The 23,125-nt window shown below is 72.3% G+C and carries 18 protein-coding genes, 1 pseudogene and 1 riboswitch; of the genes and pseudogenes, 11 read left to right on the top strand and 8 right to left on the bottom strand.

Translation table 11 applies throughout. From position 1 onward, the window contains the following. Positions 1 to 116 precede the first annotated feature (116 nt). The 4 genes from IEY99_RS23275 to IEY99_RS23260 form a co-directional block, all read right to left on the bottom strand. Positions 117 to 1,949, bottom strand: a complete 1,833-nt coding sequence (locus IEY99_RS23275; protein WP_189206145.1) for an alpha/beta hydrolase — start codon at positions 1,947 to 1,949, stop codon at positions 117 to 119. 370 nt (positions 1,950 to 2,319) lie between these two features. Then, positions 2,320 to 2,958, bottom strand: a complete 639-nt coding sequence (locus IEY99_RS23270) for a response regulator transcription factor (protein WP_189206144.1) — start codon at positions 2,956 to 2,958, stop codon at positions 2,320 to 2,322. Beyond that, a complete protein-coding gene (locus IEY99_RS23265; RefSeq protein WP_189206143.1) occupies positions 2,955 to 4,154 on the bottom strand; it encodes a sensor histidine kinase in 1,200 nt (399 codons plus the stop codon). The genes IEY99_RS23270 and IEY99_RS23265 overlap by 4 nt, the downstream gene beginning before the upstream one ends. A gap of 26 nt (positions 4,155 to 4,180) precedes the next feature. Beyond that, positions 4,181 to 5,110, bottom strand: coding sequence for a hypothetical protein (locus tag IEY99_RS23260; RefSeq protein ID WP_189206142.1), 930 nt, complete (start codon positions 5,108 to 5,110; stop codon positions 4,181 to 4,183). Between the two features lie 95 nt (positions 5,111 to 5,205). Between IEY99_RS23260 and IEY99_RS23255 the strand changes: the two genes are divergently transcribed. Both IEY99_RS23255 and IEY99_RS23250 read left to right on the top strand, forming a co-directional pair. Next, on the top strand, positions 5,206 to 5,850 hold the full coding sequence (locus tag IEY99_RS23255; protein WP_189206141.1) for a class I SAM-dependent methyltransferase: 645 nt from the start codon (positions 5,206 to 5,208) through the stop codon (positions 5,848 to 5,850). Between the two features lie 101 nt (positions 5,851 to 5,951). Continuing rightward, positions 5,952 to 6,974, top strand: a complete 1,023-nt coding sequence (locus IEY99_RS23250; RefSeq protein ID WP_189206140.1) for a right-handed parallel beta-helix repeat-containing protein — start codon at positions 5,952 to 5,954, stop codon at positions 6,972 to 6,974. 118 nt (positions 6,975 to 7,092) lie between these two features. On the opposite strand, the gene IEY99_RS23245 is transcribed toward IEY99_RS23250, so the two are convergent. Then, entirely contained in the window at positions 7,093 to 7,533 is a 441-nt protein-coding gene (locus IEY99_RS23245) for a PaaI family thioesterase (protein WP_189206139.1), read from the bottom strand. Positions 7,534 to 7,596: 63 nt separating this feature from the next. Here IEY99_RS23245 and IEY99_RS23240 point away from each other — a divergent pair, with 63 nt between their 5' ends. The 3 genes from IEY99_RS23240 (at position 7,597) to IEY99_RS23230 (ending at position 10,152) form a co-directional block, all read left to right on the top strand. Further along, positions 7,597 to 8,256 carry a winged helix-turn-helix transcriptional regulator gene (locus tag IEY99_RS23240; RefSeq protein WP_189206138.1) on the top strand — a complete coding sequence of 220 codons (660 nt, stop codon included), beginning with the start codon at positions 7,597 to 7,599 and terminating at the stop codon, positions 8,254 to 8,256. Between the two features lie 99 nt (positions 8,257 to 8,355). Beyond that, a complete protein-coding gene (locus tag IEY99_RS23235) occupies positions 8,356 to 8,532 on the top strand; it encodes a YegP family protein (protein ID WP_189206137.1) in 177 nt (58 codons plus the stop codon). A 111-nt stretch (positions 8,533 to 8,643) separates the two neighbouring features. Beyond that, complete coding sequence (locus IEY99_RS23230) at positions 8,644 to 10,152, top strand: glycosyltransferase family 2 protein (protein ID WP_189206136.1); 1,509 nt, start codon at positions 8,644 to 8,646, stop codon at positions 10,150 to 10,152. Between the two features lie 9 nt (positions 10,153 to 10,161). On the opposite strand, the gene IEY99_RS23225 is transcribed toward IEY99_RS23230, so the two are convergent. After that, entirely contained in the window at positions 10,162 to 10,881 is a 720-nt protein-coding gene (locus IEY99_RS23225) for a VanZ family protein (protein WP_189206135.1), read from the bottom strand. 58 nt (positions 10,882 to 10,939) lie between these two features. On the opposite strand from IEY99_RS23225, the gene IEY99_RS23220 reads away from it, so the two are divergent. The 4 genes from IEY99_RS23220 (at position 10,940) to IEY99_RS23205 (ending at position 16,695) form a co-directional block, all read left to right on the top strand. Then, on the top strand, positions 10,940 to 12,493 hold the full coding sequence (locus tag IEY99_RS23220; protein ID WP_229799135.1) for a CehA/McbA family metallohydrolase: 1,554 nt from the start codon (positions 10,940 to 10,942) through the stop codon (positions 12,491 to 12,493). A 138-nt stretch (positions 12,494 to 12,631) separates the two neighbouring features. Continuing rightward, positions 12,632 to 12,976 carry a hypothetical protein gene (locus IEY99_RS23215; protein ID WP_189206243.1) on the top strand — a complete coding sequence of 115 codons (345 nt, stop codon included), beginning with the start codon at positions 12,632 to 12,634 and terminating at the stop codon, positions 12,974 to 12,976. A gap of 50 nt (positions 12,977 to 13,026) precedes the next feature. Further along, positions 13,027 to 13,231: riboswitch (cobalamin riboswitch) on the top strand. A gap of 126 nt (positions 13,232 to 13,357) precedes the next feature. Continuing rightward, positions 13,358 to 15,700, top strand: coding sequence for a ribonucleoside-diphosphate reductase subunit alpha (locus IEY99_RS23210; protein ID WP_189206134.1), 2,343 nt, complete (start codon positions 13,358 to 13,360; stop codon positions 15,698 to 15,700). Further along, a complete protein-coding gene (locus tag IEY99_RS23205; RefSeq protein ID WP_189206242.1) occupies positions 15,700 to 16,695 on the top strand; it encodes a ribonucleotide-diphosphate reductase subunit beta in 996 nt (331 codons plus the stop codon). Before IEY99_RS23210 ends, IEY99_RS23205 begins: the two co-directional genes overlap by 1 nt. Before the next feature lie 15 nt (positions 16,696 to 16,710). On the opposite strand, the gene IEY99_RS23200 is transcribed toward IEY99_RS23205, so the two are convergent. Next, the gene (locus IEY99_RS23200) at positions 16,711 to 19,083 is read right to left on the bottom strand and encodes an ATP-binding SpoIIE family protein phosphatase (RefSeq protein WP_189206133.1); all 2,373 of its coding nucleotides are present in this window, start codon (positions 19,081 to 19,083) and stop codon (positions 16,711 to 16,713) included. Positions 19,084 to 19,396: 313 nt separating this feature from the next. On the opposite strand from IEY99_RS23200, the gene IEY99_RS23195 reads away from it, so the two are divergent. Beyond that, the gene (locus tag IEY99_RS23195; protein ID WP_189206132.1) at positions 19,397 to 20,995 is read left to right on the top strand and encodes a GGDEF domain-containing protein; all 1,599 of its coding nucleotides are present in this window, start codon (positions 19,397 to 19,399) and stop codon (positions 20,993 to 20,995) included. A 28-nt stretch (positions 20,996 to 21,023) separates the two neighbouring features. On the opposite strand, the gene IEY99_RS23190 is transcribed toward IEY99_RS23195, so the two are convergent. Further along, on the bottom strand, positions 21,024 to 21,587 hold the full coding sequence (locus IEY99_RS23190; protein ID WP_189206131.1) for a hypothetical protein: 564 nt from the start codon (positions 21,585 to 21,587) through the stop codon (positions 21,024 to 21,026). Positions 21,588 to 22,002: 415 nt separating this feature from the next. Here IEY99_RS23190 and rho point away from each other — a divergent pair. Beyond that, a pseudogene (rho, locus tag IEY99_RS23185) lies at positions 22,003 to 23,121 on the top strand (transcription termination factor Rho); the annotation flags it as partial. Between the last annotated feature and the right edge of the window lie 4 nt (positions 23,122 to 23,125).

Here is a 23,125-nt window from a genome sequence, read left to right as displayed (position 1 = left end):
ACAGGGATCTCCTGACGGCGTAGCCCAATCACGGTCGATTCGAGCACTGTCCACAGGTGCACCCCGCCCCTCCGGGTGGAGTGGGCGGGGTGTGTTCCTGCTACGGGGATCGCCGGTCAGCGGGTGCCGTTGAGGGTGGATGCGGGTACGCGCACGGTGACCGGAGGCAGTTGCTTGGCCTCATCGGTGGTCGGGGCCGCGTTGGTGGCGATTTCGGCCTTCGACTCGTCTGCCCGGTCGGCCTTGCGGGCGGTCGGCTCGTCGGGCTGATCGCCGGTGAGAGGCTCGGTGAACGGCTGGACGTCACCTTCGCAGACGGTGCCCACGGCGGGCAACGTTCCGTTCAGCAGGTAGGCGTCGATGGCGTCGGTGGCGCACTTGGAGGTGCCGTACGCGGTGTGTCCCCAGTTGGTGCTGGAGAGCAGGCGGCTGTTGGGTAGCAGCTTGGCGGACTCGACGGCCTCGATGTAGTTGGTGGCCGGGTCCCAGTAGTTGCCGACGACGAGTACCGGCGCGGCGGTCCGCTTGGTGAACGGGCCCCGGTAGGCGTCCTCGTCACGTACCGTCCACGTGTTCGCCGCGCAGGCGGCGGTGCTCCAGGCCCAGGCGCGACCGAAGTACGGGGCTCGCTTGTCGGCCTTCGCGGTCAGTGCCGGCCATGATGCGGCGTCCTTGGGGTGCAGGCCGTCGGTGCAGGCGACGCCGGCGAAGGTCTCGAGGCTGTTGTCGTACGGAAAGTCGCGGGCCGGTGCGGCACGGCGAGCGTCGGCGATCCGCTTGGCCAGGGTCGACCGTGCGGCGGCCTGCCGGGCAGCGGTGACGCTGCCGTCGGGGTTGACGGCGTCCCACACCAACGCCGTCAGGCCGATGACCTGCTCGCCCGCGGACGGGCTGTACAGTGAGCCGAGGAGCCCGCCGATGAAGTCGGCGTAGGTGATGGTGGAGGTGCCGGTTTCGTCGGTGATGGTGGCCGGCTTGGCCTTCAGCTTCTTGGTGAGCGTCTCGAAGTTCCGCACCGGGTTGCCGGCCGCGAAGGCGCAATGCGTTTCGCCGGCGGTGTCGCAGCGCTCGAGGATCTCGATCAGCGCCTTGTATGCGCCGTCGGCCGACCGGAGCCGGTCGTCGAGGATGACGTTGCGGGTCTTGGGGGTGCCGGTCCAGTTGACCGGGTTGATGACACCGTCCACGGTGATCGCGCGTACCCGGTCGGGGAACATGTTGGCGTAGTACTGCCCGAGGGCGGTGCCGTAGCTGAAGCCCAGGAAGGTCAGTTTCTTGTCGCCGACCGCACGGCGCAGCACGTCCATGTCGCGGGCCACCTCGGCGGTGGACATCGCGCCGGACAGCGGCTTACCGGTGGTGGAGCAGCCGCGGCCGATGGCCTTGGCCGACTTGATGTAGGCGGCTTCCTCGGCCTTGCCGTAGGGAAAAGCCACGTTGAGGCCGGCGTACGCCTTGGTCTGGTCCTTGACCGAGGCGAAGCACCGCACGTTCTCGCTGCTGGCGATGCCGCGGGGGTCGACTCCGACGATGTCGAAGCGCTCCAGGACCGACTCGCTCAGGAACTGCGGAGCGGCCAATGCGATCTGGGTGCCTGAGCCACCCGGCCCGCCCGGGTTCACGAACAAGCTACCGATCTTGGCCTGCTGGTTCTTGGCCTTGACCCGCAGTACGGCGATCTCGGTGGTGGCGCCGTTGGGCTTGTCGTAATCGAGAGGCAGCTTGACGGTGGCGCACTCACCGTGCCCGTAGCAGGGGTACCAGTCGAGTTTCGGGGTCTTCACGCTGTCGACGCGCTTCTTCTCGGCGGCGCTGGTCTTGTCCGAAGCCTGTGCCGTGGCGGTGGTCGCCGGCTGCTCGATGGGCGCTGCGAAGGCGGGAGAAACCGCTGATGCAGTGAGCAGCGTGCCGCAGAGCGTGGCTGTCAGGAGACGTTTGGTGGTCGGCATGCAGGTGACCTTCCAGAGGTGGTGATCCTTCGCGGCAAGATCATGCATGGTTATCGATCTTGCGCGGTCCACACTCAATCGGGTCGGGTGTGAAACCCCCGTGAAGCGATGCCGGCGACCAGGTGGGGCGCCGAGGAAAGGCCGCTACTGCGTTGACGAGTGTGATGGGCTCGGCCTGGCCTTCGACGGCGCTGGGGATACGTCTCGGTGCGGGCGCGGAGCCGGCAGTCGCCCATGCTGCCGACCTCGGCCGTGCTCGGCGGGTCGTCGCTGCCGGTCACGGCGAGAACGATGGTTCGTTGCGGCCGGTAGCGCGAGACCGCGACGTGATGATGGTGACGGGAGGCGCCCGTCGGACGCCCCCCGGTGGTCAGCCGCCGGGCACGATGAAGCCGGACTCGTACGCGGCGACGACCGCCTGCGTCCGGTCGCGGACGCCGAGCTTGGTCAGGACGTTGCCGACATGGGTCTTCACGGTCTCCAGGCCGACTCGCAGGCGCTCGGCGATCTCGGCGTTGGACAGGCCGTCGGCCATCAGCCTCAGCACCTCGCCCTCCCGGCCGGTCAGCGGCAGCCGGGCGGCGCGGGCGCCGGCCCGGCCCGCGGCCAGCCGGCGGATCGCCGCCGGGAACAGCAGCGACTCGCCGTGCGCGACCACCCGGACGGCCTGGACGAGCTCGGCCGGCCGGGCCCGCTTGAGCAGGAACCCGGCCGCGCCGGCGAGCAGCGCCTCGTACACATGGTCGTCGTTCTCGAAGGTGGTCACCACCAGCACCCGCGGCGGATCGGGTACGCCGGTCAGCAGCCGGGTGGCCTGGATGCCGTCGATGCCCGGCATCCGCACGTCCATCAGGACCACGTCCGGGCGCAGCCGGCGTACCAGAGGCGCCACGTCGGCCCCGTCCGCCGCCGTGCCGACGACGGTCAGGTCCGGTTCGGCGTCGACGATGGCTTGTAGCCCGGTCCGGATCAGCTCCTCGTCGTCGACGACGAGGACCCGCACGGTCACCGCCCGCCGCCGAGCGGCAGCTCGACCGCGAGCCGCCACCGGTCGCCGGTGTCGGCGCCGGCCGCCGTGACGGCGCCGCCGAGCAGGGCGACGCGTTCCCTCAGGCCCGCCAGGCCGCGTCCGCCGGTCGGCCGGGTGCCCCGGCGCCGGGCGGGCAGCGGGTTGGCCGTCTCGACGGCCAGCCGGTCCGCGGCGACCTCGACCCGCACCGTCACCGCGACCGGACCGGCGTGGCGCAGCGCGTTGCCCAGACTCTCCTGGAGGATCCGGTACGCCTCCCGCGCCACCACCGGGGGCAGCCGGCCGAGGTCGCCGGCGACGTCGGCGCTCACCGTGGCGCCGGCGGCCCGTACCTGCCCTACCAGCCGGTCGAGGCTGCCGCGGGTGAGGGCCGGCGCGGCGGCCGGGGCCGTCCCGTCGCGGAGCAGCCCGAGCACGTGGTCGAGGTCGGCGAGCGCGACGCGGGCCGCGTCGTCGATCGCTTCCAGGGCGCGGGCGGCGAACGCCGGGTCGCTCTCGAGCACCCGGCGCGCCGCGCCGGCCTGCACGGTCACCACGCTGAGCGTGTGCCCGACCGAGTCGTGCAGCTCGCGGGCGAGCCGGTTGCGTTCGGCGAGGCGGTCGGCGCGGCGGGACACCTCGGCGAGGCGGTCGGCCGGCGTCGGCCCGAGCAGCCGTGGCGCGGCGGCGGCCAGCAGGGCCCCGGCGGCGGCCACCGCGGCGACCAGCCCGGCCAGCAGGACGGTGCCGGCAAGTGGGCCCCAGCCGCCGGCCCAGCCGTACGGGGCTGGCACCGGTACCACCGGTGCCAGCCACAGCGTCACCACGGCGGGCGGTACGGCCAGGGTGGCGGCGCTCACCGGTGCGCCGAGGGCGAGGTGCAGGGTGTGCCAGGCGGCCGTCCGCCACCGGTCGCCGCCGGGCCCCGCCTCGGTGCCGAGCAGCACCCGGGCGGCCGTGGCCGCCAGCGTCCGGGTCACCCGCGCCAGGCCGGTGATCGCGACGACCGGCAGCGCCAGCAGGTACGCCAGGAGCTGGCCGGCGATCCCGGTGCCGAACCCCATCAGCTGCACGGCGACCAGCGCGGCCAGGAAGTACGGGGTGATCAGGGCACCGCCCAGGACGAGATGCAGCCAGCGCAGCCGGGCCCGCCGGCCGACCAGCGGCGCGGCGAGGCGGACGGCCCGGGTGCGCACCCGAGGATCCTGACAGATCTGGGCCGTCACGCGCCGACCCGGTCCGCGGCGGCGGAGCGTTCGGCCAGCACAACCGTGCCGACCACGCCGAGCAGCACCCCGGTCAGGATCTTGCCGAATCCCAGCACTACCAGGGCCGGCCCGCCCGGCCCGGACCCGGTGAGGGAGGCCGGCAGGCTCCACAGTCCCCAGGAGAACGTCACTGCCGCACCCACCCAGGCCGCGGTGAGCGGGCGCCAGGTCGCCGCGGCGGGGCGCCAGCGCAGGACCAGGACCAGCAAGCCGGCCGCGCCGGCGAGGGCCGCCACGGCGTGCACCGAGTCGATCAGCCGGCCGGGAAAGCCCCGGGGCGCTGCCGCGGAAAGGGCCACGGTGCCGCCCAGCGCCCAGTACAGGTGCACCGCGGCGGTGACGCCGGCCAGGAGGGCCGTTCCGACGGTCAACGGGCGCTGCGCCGCCGCGGTCGCTCCGGCCGGTACGGCGGCGACGCGGGCGCGCAGCAGCGGGCCCCACCGGCGCCGGGCGTGCCCCGCGAACGCGGTGAACAGCAGCGACGCCTCGGCGGTGAAGCCGCCGTAGACCACCGCGAAGACCCACGGCGCCAGCCCCCGGCCGCCGAACACCGGTACCCCCGTCAGCAGGGCGTAGCCGGCGATGATCGGCATGGACACCGCGATCGGGGTGAGCAGACCGGTGCCGACCCACATCGGCGGCAGCAGCAGCCAGGCGGGCAGCCGCCGTCCCCAGTCGCGGGCGAACGCCAGCGCGATCGCCATCGCGACCAGCTCCAGCCCGGCCGTGATGATGTTCGCCGCCAGCATGGCGGGCTGGCGCATCAGCGCGGGATCGGAGACGCCGACCGGCACGCCGGCGATCCAGGCGACCTTGAGGGCGAGGTACGGGACCGTGGTCGCCATCGCGGCGTAGCCGACGAGGCGAGGACTCGGGAAACGCATGAGCCGACGATCACCGATGGCGTTTCGGCCCGCCTCCCGCGCCGGAGCGATTCGACTCCCCCGCGAGAGGGAACGGGGGCTCATATAGTCACGCGGTGAACGTGGAGCGGGTCCGCAGCGCATACTCCGCCATCGCGGACGTCTACATCGGACTGTTCGGTACGAGTCGGCAGGTCCATGCCGCCGACCTGGCCTTCATCGGGCGGCACCTGGCGATTCGGCCGGGCGGTGTGCTCGACCTGGGCTGCGGACCTGGGCACCTCACCGGCTACCTCCGGTCGCTCGGCGTCGACGCGAGCGGGATCGACCTGGTCCCCGAGTTCATCGACCATGCGAGGGCAGCCCACCCGAACGTCGGGTACCGCCTCGGGTCGATGGAAAGCCTCGATGTCGCGGACCACTCCATCGCCGGCATCCTGGCCTGGTACTCACTGATCCATGTCCCACCGCGGAACCTCGATGCGGTACTCGCCGAGTTCCGGCGGGTGATGACACCGGCGGGCACGCTGGTGGTCGGCTTCTTCGACGGCGACGAGGCCGGCCCCTTCGACCACAAGGTCGTGACGGCCTATCGCTGGTCCGCCGACGAGCTCTCCGGCCGGCTGGCACGGGCCGGCTTCATCGAGGTCGAGCGCGAGCAGCGGCCCAGCGACGGTACTCACCGGCCACACGCCGCGATCGCCGCGGTCATGGGCGGCGCTCCCGTGCAGGGCGGCGGGCGGACGTTTCGTCGAGGATGAACTACGCAACCTTCGTGGCGATATCTGCCGTGATCCGAATTTATGGACTTTAGTGAGATTCGCTACAGAGGTCCGCTCTACCGGCCGGTAACTTTCGCCGCATGAAGACATTGACCATCTTCGCCGCGACCCTGGTGGCCGTCGTCGCCGCCGCGCCGCCGGCCGGTGCGGCGTCCACCGAGGAGGCGCTGCGCCTCGTCGTGACCAGCGCCGTCGACGCGCCGGACGATCGACCGGGTGACGGCCGATGCGCCGACGAGGCCGGAGCGTGCACCCTGCGCGCCGCGGTCATGGAGGCGAACGCGGCGCCGGGCTCGACCATCGTCGTCCCGGCGGGCCGGTTCGCGCTCTCCATCCCGCCCCTGCTGGGCCGGGCGTTCACCGACTACACCCTGGCCGACGCCGCGCACGGCAACCTCAAGATCTTCAAGCCCACGACCGTCACCGGCGCCGGACGGGACCGCACCGTGATCGACGGTGCGGGCCTCGACCGCGTCTTCACGGTGCTGAACCGGGCGACGATCACCGACGTCACCGTCACCGGCGGCGTCTCGGCGCCGGTCGCCTCCCTCTACAACTACTACGGCGGGGGAGGGCTGCTCAACGCCTCGGACCTGACGATGGAGCGGGTGCGCCTCACCGGCAACCGGGCCCGGTTCGGCGGGGCGGTGCAGAACATCCCGTTCACCTCCTTCACCCTGCGCGACAGCCTGGTCGACGAGAACGAGGCGGGCGAAGCGGGCGGCCTGCGCTTCGACTGGCGAGGCCGGATCGAGCGCTCGACCATCACCCGGAACAGGGTGACCAACCCGCACGACCCCACTCGACCCGGCGAGCTTGCCGGGCTGGGCGGCGGCATCGACGTGCGGGGCACGGAGACGGTGGCCGTGGTGGACTCGCGGGTGACCGACAACTACGCCGAGGACGGCGGTGGCGGCATCAACATCACGCTCGGCTACGTGCCCGGCCCCGAGAACCCGTTCGGGCCCGGGCGGGTCACCCTGCAGGGGAGCGTCATCACCGGCAACACCAGCGTCGACGGCCCGCAGAACTGCCGGGCCGTCTGGGCCCGGATCGTCGACCTCGGTGGCAACACCGATTCCGACGGCACCTGCCGTAGCTGACCACCCCCCCCGCGCCGGCGAGGGCCGGGCGAGCCGCGGCTCGCCCGGCCGCCCGGTCCGGCGAAAGGACGCAGTCGGGGCGCGCGGTCCGGCGAAAAGGGCGCAGGCGCGGCGCCGGTCAGGCCGGGAGGATCGCGCACGTGGTGGTGGCGTGCGCGTAGAGCTTGCCGTCCGCCGCGCCGACCAGGCGGGCCTCGGCGGTCGCGGTGGTGCGCCCGACGTGGACGGCGTGGGCCTCCGCACGCAGCCGTCCGGCCGTCAGGCCCCGGACCAGATGGATGTTGAGCTGCACGGTGGTGTAGCCGCGCCCGGCGGGCAGCCGGCTGAGGACGGCGCTGCCCAGGGCCGAGTCGAGCAGGGTGGCGAGGTATCCCCCGTGCACGGTGCCCATGGGGTTGTGCACGAACTCGCCCGCGTCGCCCTCGAAGACCGCCCTGCCGGGCCCGACCTCGACGAGGTGGAACCGCAAGGTCGCGGTGATCGGCGGCGGTGGCACCTCGCCGGCGATGATGGCCCGCAGGAACTCCTCGCCCGTGCGGGCGGTCGGTGTGGTGGTCATGTCGCCGACGGTAACCAAATCGGCCCGGCGATCCAGTACGGATTCCGTACTAGCATCGGCCGGGTGGGAGCCGGTTACGGGCAGTTCTGCGCCGTCGCCCGGGCGCTGGAGGTGCTCGGCGAACGCTGGACCCTGTTGGTGGTGCGGGAGCTGCTGCTCGGCGCCGGCCGGTTCTCGGAGCTTCAGCGGGGCCTGCCCCGGATCTCCCGGACGATGCTCACCCAGCGGCTGCGGGAACTGGAGCGTGCCGGCCTCGTCCGGCGTACGGCGGGGACGGGCGGCCCGGCGTACGAGCTGACCCCGGCCGGGCAGGCCCTGGAACCGATGCTGCGGGAGCTGGGCGGGTGGGCGTACGAATGGGATCGGCGTGGCCTGCAACCGGACCACCTGGATCCCGCGATGCTGGTCTGGGACCTGCGGCGCCGGCTGCATCCGGAACGGCTGCCGGCCGAGCTGACGGTCGTCCGGCTGACCTTCCGGGTACGGCCGGAAGGACCGTTCTTCCTGCACGTCCGGCGGCCCGACGTCACGCTGTGCACGGACAGCGGCGGACACCCGGTCGCCCTGCACGTGGATGCGGACCTGGAGGCGCTGACCCGGTTCTGGCTCGGGGAGCGGCAGTGGGGACAGCTCCTGCGGGCCGAAGCCGTCCGGCTCGACGGTCCGGCGACGCTTCGCCGGGCATTCCCGACATGGTTCTCCGGGTACGCCCTGCGACCCTGACCGCACGCTGCCGGGCAGCGCGGCCATCGGGTGATTCCGCAGCTCGTCCAGGTTCGCCGGCCGGCACGATCGGGTACAGCAGGCGCGGAGGTGAGCGACGTGAAGTTCGTCTTGAAGAACACCAGCAACGGACAGGTCCGCTTCAACCTGGTCGCGGACAACGGTCAGGTCGTGGCCACGAGTGAGACCTACACCCGCAAGTCGTCGGCGATGGACACCATCGAATCGATCAAGCGGAGCACCGGCTCGGCGACCGTGGACGATCAGACGACATAGCAGGGCGGACCCGGCCGCGTCCCGGGCCCGGACCGCCCGGGACGCGGCGGCACAGCGACGCACACCGTCCTGAAAGGACGGCGAAACATTGCGGGATTAGCGTCGGGTCACGTGGTCGTCGAACTGCTGTGGCTCCCCGTGCCCCTCCTGCTGTCGCTCTACTTCGCGTTCTTCGCCGCGTACAACTACGCCTATGCCGCCGCCGCGCTGCTGCGCCGCCGGCCGCCGGCGGTGCCGCTGCGTACCGATGCCCGGGTCGCGGTCGTCATCGTGTCCTTCAACGAGCGCAAGGTGATCGCCGACACCGTGGCCGCGTGCGAGCGGTTGACCTTCGCCAACAAGACCATCGTCGTGGGTGACGACTCGAAGGACCCGGAGACCGTCGCGCTGCTGCGCCGGTTGGCCGCCGAGCGGGATTGCGTACGGGTACCGGGCGCCCGGTACCACGACACCGACGTCGAGCTGTGGGAGTCGGACGGGTTCGTTCTGTTCCACCGCTTCCACAACGCCGGCTTCAAGGCGGGCAACCTCAAGACCCTCGAGGGCTATCTGCGCGAGCGCGGATTCGACTACATGTACCTGCTGGACGCCGACTGGCGCCCGCAGGCCGACGCGCTCGAACGGTGCCTGGAGGTCGTCGAGGCCGACCCGGCCACCGCGTACGTGCAGGCCAAGCGCCTCTACCACTACGGCCCTGGGGACCATTTCCAGCGCTGCCTGGCCATCAACGAGGAGGCCTGCTACCTGGTGGACCTGGCCGGCCGCCAGCAGCTCGATCAGATGATCCTCTTCTCCGGCTGCTGCACCATGTTCGACCTCGCCGCCCTGTACGCCGTCGGCGGCTTCCGGGCCGGGCACCTCACCGAGGACATCGACCTGTCCAACCGGTTCTACCTGGCCGGCTACCGCGGGGTCTATCTGGAGGACGTGGCCAACGTGGGTGAGGTGCCGCCCAACTACCAGGCGTTCCGCCGGCAGCAGGAGCGGTGGGCGATCGGGTCCGCCCGTACGTGCAAGGAGTATTTCCTCCCGGTCCTGCGCTCGGGTCTGGACCGGTGGACCAAGCTCAGCCTGTTGCGGCAGAACGCCTACTTCACCGCCGCGCTGGGCGTGGAGGCGTCGGTGCTGTGGAGCCTGCTGGTGGCCGCCGTCGCCGTCCTCGGCATCGGGCGCGGCCAGTCGGCGCCCGCCTTCGAGGGGCCGCTGCGCGTGGTGGCGTACACGCTGGTGCCGACCGCGCTGGTGGCGCTGTTCAGCTGCGTCCTGCCGCTGGTGGTGGGCGTGGTCAAGAAGCGCGACTGGCTGAGCCTGCTCTACATACCGGTGGCGTGCTGGATCGCGCTGTCCGTCGTGCACACCTACGCCATCGCGAACGTCAAGGGCTTCCGGAACCTGGCACAGACCTGGTTCGTCACGCCCAAGACCAACCGCCGGCGCGGCCCGGTGGCGGTCCGCGGCGCGCGCCGGATCCGGGCGCTCAACGGCGTGACCCTGCTGGCGCTCGTGGCGACCTACCTGGTGGCCTTCCGCGCCGACGCGGGCCCGACCGGCGCGGCGCTGGCGGCGGTGTACGCGCTGGTGTGGATTCCGTCGTTGGTCATCGCGTCCGTGAAGAGCTGAGCGCCGCCGTCACCACCGGGGCGTCAGGCTCGCGGTGGTCATCTCCTCGGGCCGGCGCGACAGATCGAGCGTCGGTTCCGCCTCGGGGCGGCGGGACAGGGCGAGCGTCGGTTCCGGCAAGGCGTCGCCGTGCGGGTTCCGTGCCGCGGGGGCGGGTGGCCGGGCCGGCGCTGGGGATGGGCCCGGGGCGATGGCGTCCGGCCGGGTCAGGCGCCGCGCGGCCAGCACCAGCAGGCCGATCGCCGCGCCCGCGCAGGCTCCGCCGGTGTTGTAGATCCAGTCTGCCGCCGAGGCGACCCGGACGCCGCTGATCGCCTGCCAGGCCTCGATGCCGAAGGAGAGGGTGGCCGCCGCCGCGGCGGTCCGGAACGCGCGGCGGGTGGCGAGGGCGCCGGCCACGCCCAGCGGGATGAACAGCAGCAGGTTGGCGACCTGCTCGTCGCTCGAGGCGGGTGCCTGAAGCTCGGCCTGGAAGGTTGCCGCCCGCAGGAACGAGCGTACGTACTCCGCGAGCCGGTAGATCGCGCCGTCCTGCCAGCCGGGGGCTTCCACGGGCACGGTGAAGACCAGGATGGGTGCCAGGGCGAGCAGCGCCAGCAGCGTCCATCCCGGCCGCCAGCGGAACAGCCTCGACATCGGCCAGAACAGCACCCCGGCCGCGATGGCGCAGCACAGCAGCAGTGCCACCGCGGCGGGACGGTCGAGCGCCAGGTTGAGCTGATACCTCATGCGGGTCATCTTGGCCGCGGGCGCGTATGGCGGAAATAAATAGCCATGAGTAACATCCATGACGATCTATGCCGCCTCCCGCGCGGCGGAGAGGATGGCCGTCATGGCTCCGGACCGCGAGGTGCGGCGTACGGCAGCCGCCCGCCGGGAGGTGCTGCGGCTCGGCGGCGTCCTCGCCGCCGGCGGGCTGCTCGCGATGGCGACGCCGCGGGGTGCGGCCGCCGGCCCGGCCGACCCGCCGCCGGTGACCACCACCTTCCCGGGGCACTCGCCGCCCGGCTTCGACCAGTGGGAGTACGTGCCCTTCGACGTGCCGGCCGGGGTGAACCGCATCTCGGTGCGCCGCTCGTACGATCCGTACGTCCTCGTTCCCGGCCTGCTCCAGAACGTGCTGGACGTGGGCATCTTCGGCCCGGCGGGATGGGGGCCCGGCGCCGCGGACGGCTTCCGCGGATGGTCCGGCGGTGCCCGCGACTCCTTCACGCTGTCCGCCTCCGACGCCACCCCGGGCTATCTCCCCGGCCGCGTCGACCCGGGCCGGTGGGCGGTCGCCCTCGGCCCGATCGTCGTCAACCCGCGCGGCATGGACTGGCAGGTGGACGTCACGCTGGAGTTCGGGCCGGAGGGGCCGGCGTTCGTCCCGGCGCCCGCGCCCCCGAGCGCGGCCGGCCGGGGCGCGGCCTGGTATCGCGGCGACATGCACCTGCACACCGTCCATTCCGACGGCCAGGGCACCCAGGAGCAGACGGCCGCCGAGGCCCGGGCCCGCGGTCTCGACTTCCTGGTGTCCACGGAGCACAACACCCGGTCGGCGAACCTGACCTGGGGCCGCTATGCCGGCGACGACCTGCTCGTCATCGGCGGCGAGGAGGTCACCACCCGGCACGGCCACTGGCTCGCCCTCGGCCTGCCCGCCGACCGCTGGGTGGACTGGCGCTACGGTCCCGGCGACGGGCTGTTCGCCGGCTACGCCGCCGCCGTGCGCGCGGACGGGGGCCTCGTCGTGCCCGCGCATCCCAGCTCGCCCGGTCCCGGCTCGACGTGGGAGTTCGGGTACGAGCACGTCGACGGCCTCGAGGTGTGGAACGGGCCGTGGACGATCGACGACGTCAATTCCGTACGGATCTGGGACAGGCTGTTGCGCGACGGCCGCCGGCTGGCCGCGTTCGGCAACAGCGACGCGCACAGCCCGGCCGCCGTCGCGCATCCGCAGACCGTGGTGTACGCGCCGGAGCTGTCGCGCGCGGCGATTGTGGCGGCGCTGCGAGCGGGGCGCTCGTACCTCGCCGGATCGGCCGGGGCGACCCTGGACCTCACCGCGGCCGCCGGGGGACGGGTCGCGGGCCCCGGGCAGGCGCTGCCGGTCGGTGACGACACCGTCGAGGTCACGGCCAGGGTCGGCGGCGTGCCCAGCGCCGTCGTCTCGCTGCACACCGCGGCCGGTCAGGTGGCGACCGGCCTCGTCCCGGCCTCCGGCACGACCACGCTGACCTGGCGTACGCGCGGCGCCGGCGCCCGTTACGTCCGCGCCGAGGTGCAGCGGCCGCAGCCCACGCCGACCACCTTGACCACCATGCTCATGCTGAGCAACCCGGTCTGGCTGGACCGGTAGCGCACCGCCTCACACCCTCTCCCAGGATCGCCTGGTCGACTGAGCCCCGCCCGTCCCCGGCACCCGCGCGCGGCTACGGTGGTGGCCGTGCGGGAGGACGGGGTGGCAGTGGCCGAGGACGACATGCCGGGCTGCACGCTGACGGTGTGCCGGGACTGCTGCTGCGGCAGCCGGGTGAAGCATCCGGCGGTGGACCACGCGGCGCAGCTCGGCCGGCTGCGGGAGCTGCTTCCCGCCGCGAACCGGGTCCGCACCAGCCTGTGTCTGGACGTCTGCGCCCAGTCGAACGTCGTGGTCGTGCAGCCGACGCGCGCCGCGCGGCGCCGCGGTGCCCGGCCGGTGTGGTTCGGGCTGGTGCTCGACGACGCGGTCATCGCCGACATCGCCGACTGGGTGCGCGCGGGCGGCCCGGGCGTCGCCGGCCTGCCCGCCACGCTCGCCCTGTCGGTCATCCCGGCGCCGGCCGCGGCCGGGAAGCGGTGACACGCCCGAACACACCATGTGGGGTGGTGGTTTTCCGGCGTCACCCAGATATGGTGGTGCCCGTAGCTGGTTCGGCCGCGTCGTGACGGGGCCGAGGCAAGAGGGAACCCGGTGGGAATCCGGGACTGCCCCGCAGCGGTGAGTGGGAACGACCGCCGTCACACAGCACTGGGCCCCGGCCTGGGAAGCGACGGCCAGTAGGCGACTTCTGTCCTGCCCACGAGTCCGAAGACCTGCCAGCGCGCCGTACGCCGAGGGGTGTGCGGCGGCCGGAGGCCGCGCGGGACGGCCGACGCCAGCTCTCCTCGGGCACCGTGTGCCCGCGGCCGGTGGTGTCTGCTCCCGCGTGTGCGCACGGCCCTGGGCTCGCGAGGAGAGGGCATGACACTCACACCGGAGAAGGCCACGCTGCCGGAGCAGCGGCGGCAAGCCATGCGGGTACGCAAGCGCAACGGCGACCTGGAGCCGGTCGACGTCGACAAGATCGTGCAGGCGGTCGCGCGGTGGGCCGGTGACCTGGACGAGGTCGATCCGCTGCGGGTGGCCACCAGGACCATCAGCGGTCTGTACGACGGCGCCACCACGGCGGAGCTGGACGGACTGTCGATCCGCACGGCGGCGGAGCTGATCGGCGAGGAGCCGCAGTATTCGCGGCTCGCGGCGCGGCTCCTGGCGGCCTGCGTGGACAAGGAACTGCGCGGTCAGGGCGTCGCGACCTTCAGCGAGTCCATCCGCTACGCGCACACGCACGGGCTGATCGGCGACGGGACCGCGGCGTTCGTGGCCCGCCACGCCGGCGAGCTGGACGCCGCCGTCGACCCCGACGGGGACCTGCGGTTCGAGTATTTCGGCCTGCGGACCGTCGCCGACCGTTACCTGTTGCGGCATCCGCGGTCGCGGTTGGTGGTGGAGACGCCGCAGTACTGGCTGCTGCGGGTGGCGTGCGGGCTGTCCGGGACGCCGGGGGAGGCGATCGGCTTCTACCGGCTGATGTCCAGCCTGGCCTACCTGCCGAGCTCGCCGACGCTGTTCAACTCCGGCACCCGGCACACGCAGATGTCGTCGTGCTTCCTGGTCGACTCGCCGCGCGACGAGCTCGACTCGATCTACGAGCGGTACCACCAGGTGGCGAAGCTGTCGAAGTTCTCCGGCGGTATCGGCATCTCGTGGTCGCGGGTCCGAGGCCGGGGCGCCCTGATCCGCGGCACCAACGGCAGGTCCAACGGCATCGTGCCGTTCCTCAGGACGCTCGACGCGGGCGTGGCCGCGGTCAACCAGGGCGGCCGGCGCAAGGGTGCGGCGTGCGTCTACCTGGAGCCGTGGCATCCGGACATCGAGGAGTTCCTGGAGCTGCGGGACAACACGGGCGAGGAGGCCCGCCGCACCCACAACCTCAACCTGGCCAACTGGATCCCCGACGAGTTCATGCGCCGGGTCGAGGCCGACGCCGACTGGTCGCTGATCGACCCCACGGACGCCCCCGACCTGCCCGACCTCTACGGCGAGGCCTTCGACGACGCCTACCGGCGGGCGGAGAAGAAGGCGGTCAAGACCGTCAAGGCGCGTGACCTGTACGCCCGGATGATGCGGACCCTGGCGCAGACCGGCAACGGCTGGATGACCTTCAAGGACCGCGCCAACGCACTGTCCAACCAGACCGGCGAGCCGGGCAACGTCATCCACCTGTCCAACCTGTGCACGGAGATCCTCGAGGTCAACTCCGACGCCGAGACCGCGGTCTGCAACCTGGGCTCGGTCAACCTCGGCGCGCACGTCACCGCCGACGGCGTGGACTGGGAGCGGCTGCGCGCGACCGTACGCACCGCGGTGGTCTTCCTGGACCGGGTGATCGACATCAACTACTACCCGGCCGAGCAGGCGGCCGCCTCGAACCCGCGCTGGCGGCCGGTCGGACTCGGGCTCATGGGTCTGCAGGACGCGTTCTTCACGCTGCGGCTGCCGTTCGACTCCGCCCGGGCGCGGGAGCTGTCCACCCGGGTCCAGGAGGAGATCCTGCTGACCGCGCTGGAGACCTCCGCCGGGCTGGCCGAGCGGTTCGGGGCCCATCCCGCGTATCCCGAGACCCGCGCGGCCCGCGGTGAGCTGCATCCGGATCTCTGGGGAGCCTCGCCCGCGCAGTCCGCTCGGTGGGCGGCCGTCCGGGAGCGCATCGCCGCCCACGGGTTGCGCAACTCCCTGCTGGTCGCGATCGCGCCGACGGCGACGATCGCATCGATCGCCGGCTGCTACGAGTGCATCGAGCCGCAGGTCTCCAACCTGTTCAAGCGCGAGACCATGTCGGGCGAGTTCCTGCAGGTCAACAACTATCTGGTCAGCGAGCTCAAGGCCCGCGGCCTGTGGACGGCGCCGGTCCGCGACCGGATCAAGCGGGCCGAGGGCTCGGTGCAGCAGCTCACCGAGCTGCCCGCGGACGTGCGGGAGCTGTTCCGGACCGCGTGGGAGCTGCCGCAGCGGGCGTTGATCGACCTGGCCGCGGCGCGGGCGCCGTACGTCGATCAGTCGCAGTCGTTGAACTTGTTCCTGAGCGCACCGACCATCGGCAAGCTGTCGTCGATGTATCTCCACGCCTGGAAGTCGGGGCTCAAGACCAGCTATTACCTGCGCTCGCGCCCGGCGACGCGGATTCAGCAGGCGACGGTCGCGCTCGTTGCCGCCGACGCCTGTTCCCTGGAGAACCCCGAATCGTGTGAGGCGTGCCAGTAATGCTGCTCGATCCCGGAATGGACCTGACCCTGCGGCCGATGAAGTATCCGCACTTCTTCGACCGCTTCAAGGACGCCATCAAGAACACCTGGACCGTCGAGGAGGTCGACCTGCACTCCGACCTCGCCGACCTGGCCCGGTTGAGCCCCGCCGAGCGGCACCTCGTCTCGCGGCTGGTCGCGTTCTTCGCCACCGGCGACACCATCGTGGCGAACAACCTGGTGCTCAACCTCTACCAGCACGTCAACTCGCCGGAGGGCCGGCTCTATCTGTCGCGGCAGCTCTTCGAGGAGGCCGTGCACGTCCAGTTCTACCTGAACCTGCTGGACACGTACGTCCCGGACCTCGACGAGCGCACGGCCGCGTTCGCGGCGGTCGACAACATCCCGTCGATCGCCCGCAAGGCCGAGTTCTGCTTCAAGTGGATCGACTCGGTCTTCGAGCTGCGGACGCTGACCTCCAAAGAGGATCGGCGCGCCTTCCTGCTCAACCTGATCTGTTTCGCCGCGTGCATCGAGGGTCTGTTCTTCTACGGCGCCTTCGCGTACGTGTACTACCTGCGTTCCCGCGGCCTGCTGCACGGCCTCGCGTCCGGCACCAACTGGGTGTTCCGGGACGAGAGCATGCACATGGCCTTCGCGTTCGACGTGGTCGACCAGGTCCGGGCGGAGGAACCCGACCTGTTCGACGCCGAGCTGGAGCGGCAGGTCCGCGACATGCTGGCCGAGGCCGTCGAGTGCGAGGTGCAGTTCGCCGCCGACCTGCTCGGGTCGGGCGTCTCCGGGATGAGCCTGGCCGACATGCGGGCGTACCTCCAGCATGTCGCCGACCGGCGGCTCGCCACGCTCGGGATCGCGCCGGTGTACGGCAGCGCGAACCCGTTCGCCTTCATGGAGCTGCAGGACGTGCAGGAGCTGTCCAACTTCTTCGAGCGACGGGTGTCGGCGTACCAGGTCGGCGTGTCGGGCACGGTGCGCTTCGACGACGACTTCTGACCGGCTGCCGGCCGGTCAGCCTGTCTCACCGTCCAGGTGGAACCAGACGCGCTTGCCTCCGCCCGGGAGTGACTCCGTGCCCCAGGCGGAGGCGAGCCGCTCCACGATCTCCAGCCCGCGCCCGTTCTCGCTCTCCGCGTCGGCGATCCGTCGCGCCGGCGGCCGGTCGCTGGAGTCGCCGACCTCGACCCGCAACCCGTCCGCCAGCCGCAGCTCCACGACCACGTCCCCGGCCGTGTGCTGGATCGCGTTGGTGACCACCTCGTCCAGCAGCAGCAACGCGTCCTTCATGAGCGGCCGCTGGTCCCAGACGGCGAGCAGGTCCCCCGCGAAGCGCCGCGCCGCCGACGCGCTGATCGGCTCCCCGCGGAAGCGGCGCCGCGCCCGGCGCTGCTCCGGCGGCGGGGCGTCGTTGGTGAGGCAGAGCACCGCGACGTCGTCCGTGCGGGGCTGTGGCCCGACCCGGCTGCTCAGCAGGTGGTCGAGCACCTCCTCCGGGTCGCGGCTGGGCGCGGTGCGCAGCGCGGCACACAGCTCGTCGAGGCCCTGGTCGATGGGGTGCCGGTGGTCCTCCACCAGGCCGTCGGTGTAGAGCACCAGGTTCGCCGACGCCGGCAGCAGGAAGGTCGTCTCGGCGTAGAAGGCCGTCCGCGAGACGCCGAGCGGAATGCCCCGGCGCAGGTTCAGCACGGCCGCCGTCCGCCCGGTGCGCAGCACCGGCGGGGGATGCCCGGCGAGCACCGCGGTCGCCGTGCCCTCGGTGAGATGCAGCTCGAGGTAACAGCACGTCGCGATGGCGTCGAGGCGCAGGTCGTGCAGGAGCTGGTTGGCGTGGTGCAGCACGCCGGCCGGGGTGTGCCGCTCCGCCGCGTACGCCCGCAGCGCGTTGCGGACCTGGCCCATGGTGGCGGCCGCCGCGGCGCTGTGCCCGGCGATGTCGCCGATGACCACGCCGACGACGCCGTTGCCGAGCGCGATGACGTCGTACCAGTCGCCGCCGACGTCGGCGCCGTGCGTCCAGGGCAGGTAGCGGGCGGCATGCCGCAGACCGGGAACCTGCGGCAGCAGGGTGGGCAGCAGGGCGCGCTGCAGCTCCGCCGCGATCGAGGTGCGGGTCTCGAACAGCAGGGCGCGTTGCAGTGCCTGCGCGCTGAGCCCGGCCAGCGCCGTCAGGGTGTCGCGCTCCTCGGCGTCGAAGGAGCGCGGCTCGCTGTAGCCGACGACCAGCGTGCCGAGCACCTCACCGGCGACCGCGAGCGGCAGGAACGCCCAGGACTGCCGCCCGCCGCGGGGCAGGCGGGCGGCCTCCGGCTGCGCCGTCTCGAACTCGTCGACGGAGGAGAGGTACCGCGGGCGGCCGGTGCGCGCGACCGCGGCGGCCGGGTACGGATGATCGAGCGGCAGCCGGCGCAGCCGCTCGACCACGTCCGGCTCGTATCCGGCGCAGTAGTGCACCCGTAGGTGGTCGTCGTGCCGCAGCAGCAGGGCCAGGCCCTGGCCGCCGGCCGACGGGCGCAGCACCGCACCGATCGCGGCGTACACCTCGGCGGTCGTGCTCGCGGCGACCAGCGCGGTGGTGACCTTCTGCAGGGCGCCGGCGCGCGCGGCGGCCTGCTCGGCGCGGGCGACGCTGCGGGTGAGCTCCCGTTGCTGGTCGACCTGCTCGGTGATCTCCCGGAAGGACACCGCGACGAACCCGGCACCGGCACGGCCGACCTTGATCTCCCACACCTGCCCGATCGCGGGGTACGCCAGTTGCAGGCGGCACGGCTCCCCGGTGCCGGCAACGGTGCGGTAGCGGTCGAACAGGCCGTGGTCCCAGCTCGACGGGCTCACCTCGCTGAGCCGCGCACCGATGACGTCCTCGGCGGCGCGGCCGACCAGTTTGGCGCCGAGCTGGTTCACGTACTCGCAGACGAAGTCGGTGATCTCGCCGCGGTCGTCGCGCACCGCGCGCAGCAGCGTGAAGCCGTCGAAGGCGGCGTCGAGCATGTCGTAGAGCCGGCTGCCGCCGTCGGACTGCGGGGCCACGGTGACCTGGCGCAGGTCGACGAAGCGCACCGCGAAGCCGTCGCCGTACGGGCCGATCGAGAGCTCGAAGTGCCCGCTGATGGTCGCCCGGTCGTAGTACACGGTGCGCTTCACCGGTTGCCGGGTCTCCACCACCGAGCGGTACAGCGGCAGCGTGCCGTTGTGCACGGTCTCCGGCCACAGCTCGCGGTAGCGCCCTCCGATCAGCTCGGACCTGTCGCGTCCGGTCAGCCGCGCTCCCACGTCGTTGATGTAGAGCAGCTCGAAGTCGACGATCTCCCCGTCCTCGCGGACGGCGCGGGCCAGCACCCATCCCTGCGGGTCGTTGTCGAGCAGGGCGAGAAGTTCCGCGTCCACCCGCACCTCCCTGCGTCTCCGGGCGAGACCTCGGGTCCCATCTTCTCCCGGCAGCGGTGACCGCGTCATTGCCCGTCGTGGTGAGACGTGCCGGCCTCGCAACTCCGACATTTACGGCTTAACGCCGCAGCCCGGCTCTCCATTACTAGCGGTAATTGATTGTCGACCCGGCGTGCAACGCTGAGCGGGGTACGGGATAGTGCCCTGGGGGTTGCCGGCGCGGTGCAGCTCGGCGAACCCGCCCGGGGCGAGGGGAAACCGCTTCAGCCGACCAGGCGGGCGCCGATGAGTCACGCGGAAGGAGGGCCGGCCCATGGAGCGCAGCACGAACGCCGAACAGGTGTCCGTCGCCCTGTTGGCGATCGAGGACCGCATGATGTGGGACGCCTCCGCCACCTTCCGTGCCGCCACGGAGCTGGAGCGCCGGGCCGCCGCGCTGGGGGAGGAGAGCCTGGTCGTCCGCGCCCGGCTCTGCCGGACCAACATGCGCCTGCGGATGGGCGAGCTGGCCGTCGCCAACACGGAGATCCGCGAGATCTACGACTGGGCCGTCGAGCACGGCGACCGCATGCTGCTGGCGCGCACCCATCTGGTCTGGGCCAACATCGACCGGCTGCTCGGGGACGCCGCCAAGTCGCTGGAGCACTCGCTGAGCTCGGTGGAGCTGCTCGACGAGACCGCCACCGCGCACATGCAGGTGTGGCACGTGACCAAGCTGGCCGACGCGCTCGGCTTCGCCGCGTCGATGGACGACGCCCGCGTCCGGTACGCCCAGGCCGAGGAGATCGCCCGGGCGCTGCACGAGCCGTGGCTGCACATGCAGGTGTTGAACAACCACGCCTACCTCGAACACATCACCGGGAATCCGGAGCGTGCCTTCGAGGTGGCGCAGCGCCTGCTGAGCCACGCCGACGCGCACGGCTTCGAGGTCGACGCCGCCATCCTCGACACCGTCGCCGCCATCCACATCGCCAACGGCCGGTACGCCGAGGCCGAACAGACCATGCAGCTGTGCCTCGCCCGGCACGAGACCGGCGAACGGGACGACGCCGACGCGCTGGCCGAGTACCTGCTGACCCTGGCACAGGCGCAGCGCGGCCTCGGCGACACCGAGCGGGCCCAGCGGAGCCTGGACACCTCCGAAGCGGAAGCGGTCCAGCGCGGGCTGCACGAGGTCCTGGTGCGCATCCGTCGCGAGCGGGCCGAGCTGCACGCGGCCCGCGGCGAGTACGCCGAGGCGTTCGCCATGCACAAGCAGTTCTTCGAGGCGCACGAGCAGCTCCGCTCGCAGCAGCAGGAGGCGCAGGCGCGTACCCGGCAGGCGATGTTCGAGACGGCCGAGGCGCGGGAGGAAGCCGAGCGCTTCCGCGAGCAGGCGCGGCGGGACCCGCTGACCGGGCTGCGCAACCGGCGCTACGTCGACGAGGAACTGCCCGCGCTCATCGCCTCCGACCCCCGGCTCGCCGTGGCGATCGTGGACCTCGACCACTTCAAGCGGATCAACGACCAGCTCTCGCACGACGTCGGCGACCAGGTGCTCGTCCAGGTGGCGAGGATCCTCGACACCGAGCTGTCGGCGTTCTCGCCGGACGGTTTCGTCGCCCGGCTCGGCGGCGAGGAGTTCCTGCTGGTGCTGCCGCACACGCCGCCGGCCGTCGCGGTCGCGCAGCTGGAGGCGGTGCGCCGGGCGGTCGGCTCGTACCCCTGGGCGGGCATGTCGCGGGAGCTGCCGGTGACGGTCAGCATCGGGGTCGCCGGTGTGTGCGAGGCCGCGGAGCGCACCCAGCCCGGCCTGCTCTCGACGGCCGACCGCAACCTGTACGTGGCGAAGCGCGCCGGCCGCGACCGTGTGGTGGGCGGCACGGCCGGCGAGGAACCGGCGCTGGCCCTCAGCGCCCGCAGCGCCGCCTGACCGGCGGCGCCACGGGCGCGGCGGCTGGTCAGAACCGGGCCGCCGCCTTGCGCGCCAGCTCTCGCATCGCCGAGTCGCTGGGAGCGGACCCCCGGTAGATCTCGGTCAGCACGTCGCCCTTGCGCAGCATCACCCTCTTGCCGACCGCGCACTCGGCGCTCTTGGTCACGATCAGCAGCGCGTCGTCACCGGCGAATCCCTCGGCCGTGATGCTGATCGACCGGTCCTTCGGTGAGCAGGCCGCAACCCGCTTCCGGACGTCCTGCAGGTACTTCGCGGCCTCGCCGTCGACGTACAGGTAGCTGCGCTGGAGCGGGAGGGTCTCGTCCCGCGGGTCTCCGCTCTGGAACGCGCGCGAACGGTCCGAGAGTTGCTCCGGCAGGGCCGGCGGGGCGGACGGCGGCGTGGAAACCGGCGGCGCCGACGGCATCGGCGACGCGGGCGACGAGGTGGCCGCCGGAGGCGTCACCGGGCCCTGGCGGTTCTGGGCCACGGCGATCCCGGCGGACACGAGCGACACCGTGACGACGCCGGCCAGGACCGTGGCCCGGCCGAGGGTGCGGCGACGGGCGCGCAGACGTACTTGGTTCAATGACTTGGCGCTCGGCCTCGGAGAGCCGCCGGAGCGCGGCGATCAAGGCGACCGAGTCCTCGCCCGGCGGATCGGCGTCCGGGTCGGTTCCGTGCCGCAGGTAGGCCGCGATGCGGTTCTTCGCCTTGCGCCAGTGGTTCAGGCACAAGCGGTACGCCACATTGCGGACCCAAGCCTCCGGATTGTCGTATGTGGACACGGTGGATCATCGCTGCCAGGCGCGTACGTACGCCTCCTGCGCGGCGTCCTGCGCGTTTCAGCGAGTTCGATACGCGCCTGCTATCCTGGCGACAGCCGTGCCCTGGATGCCGGCGGCCGATGCCGCCCCCAGAGGCCTGACGCGGCGGTTCCGCTCTTTCCCCTCGCGCCCTTCCGAGGCGCGTTCTCTCCGCTTTCCTGGAGCACCCTCATGACGGACAATCTCCGTAAACCCGGCGTCGACCTGCCCGTGGACGCCCTGCTCGACATCGCCGGCGACCAGGCCTGGCTGCGCGCCGACGGCTATCTGCCCGGCCCCGGCGACATCCGCGTCTCCATGGACCAGGTCCGCCGGCTCGACCTGCGCCGCGGCGACCGGATCGCCGGCGCCGCCCGGGCCGACGGCCGCAAACCGGCCACCGTACGGGTGGACACGGTCAACGGCCGCAAGCCGGGGCGCCGGCCGGACTTCTACAAGCTCACCCCGCTCTATCCGCAGGAGCGCCTGCGCCTGGAGACCGAACCGCACATCCTGACCACGCGCGTCATCGACCTGGTGATGCCGCTCGGCAAGGGCCAGCGCGCCCTGATCGTGGCCCCGCCCAAGGCCGGCAAGACCACGATCCTGCACCAGGTGGCGAACGCGATCGCCCGCAACAACCCCGAGTGCCACCTGATGGTCGTGCTGGTCGACGAGCGGCCCGAAGAGGTCACCGACATGCAGCGCTCGGTCTCCGGCGAGGTCGTCGCGGCCACCTTCGACCGGCCGCCGCAGGACCACACCGCGCTCGCCGAGCTGGCGATCGAGCGGGCCAAGCGCCTGGTCGAGCTGGGGCGCGACGTGGTCGTGCTGCTCGACTCGATCACCCGGCTGGGCCGGGCGTACAACCTGATCGCGCCGGGCCGGGGGCGTACGCTCTCCGGCGGCATCGACTCGACCGCGCTGCACCCGCCCAAGCAGTTCCTCGGCGCGGCCCGCAACATCGAGAACGGCGGCTCGCTCACCATCATCGCGACCGCGCTCGTGGAGAACGGGTCCGCAATGGACACCGTGATCTTCGAGGAGTTCAAGAGCACCGGCAACGCGGAGCTCAAGCTCGACCGCGGCCTGGCCCAGGCCCGCCTCTTCCCGGCCGTCGACCTCGCCGCCTCCGGCACCCGGCACGACGACAACCTGCTCGCCCCGGGCGAGCTGGCCATCGCCGCACAGATCCGCCGGGCGCTGCACGGCCAGGGCCGCGAGGGCCTGCACCAGCTGCTGGAGCAGCTGCGCGGCACCGGCTCCAACCCGGAGTTCCTGCGCCGGGTGGCCCGCTCGCTGGCCGTCGCCGGCTGAGCGC

The sequence above is a fragment of the Couchioplanes azureus genome (assembly GCF_014648355.1).
Classification (GTDB): Bacteria; Actinomycetota; Actinomycetes; order Mycobacteriales; family Micromonosporaceae; genus Actinoplanes; species Actinoplanes azureus.
Note: the sequence above shows the minus strand (reverse complement) of the source record. Positions and strands in the feature narration are given on the sequence as shown.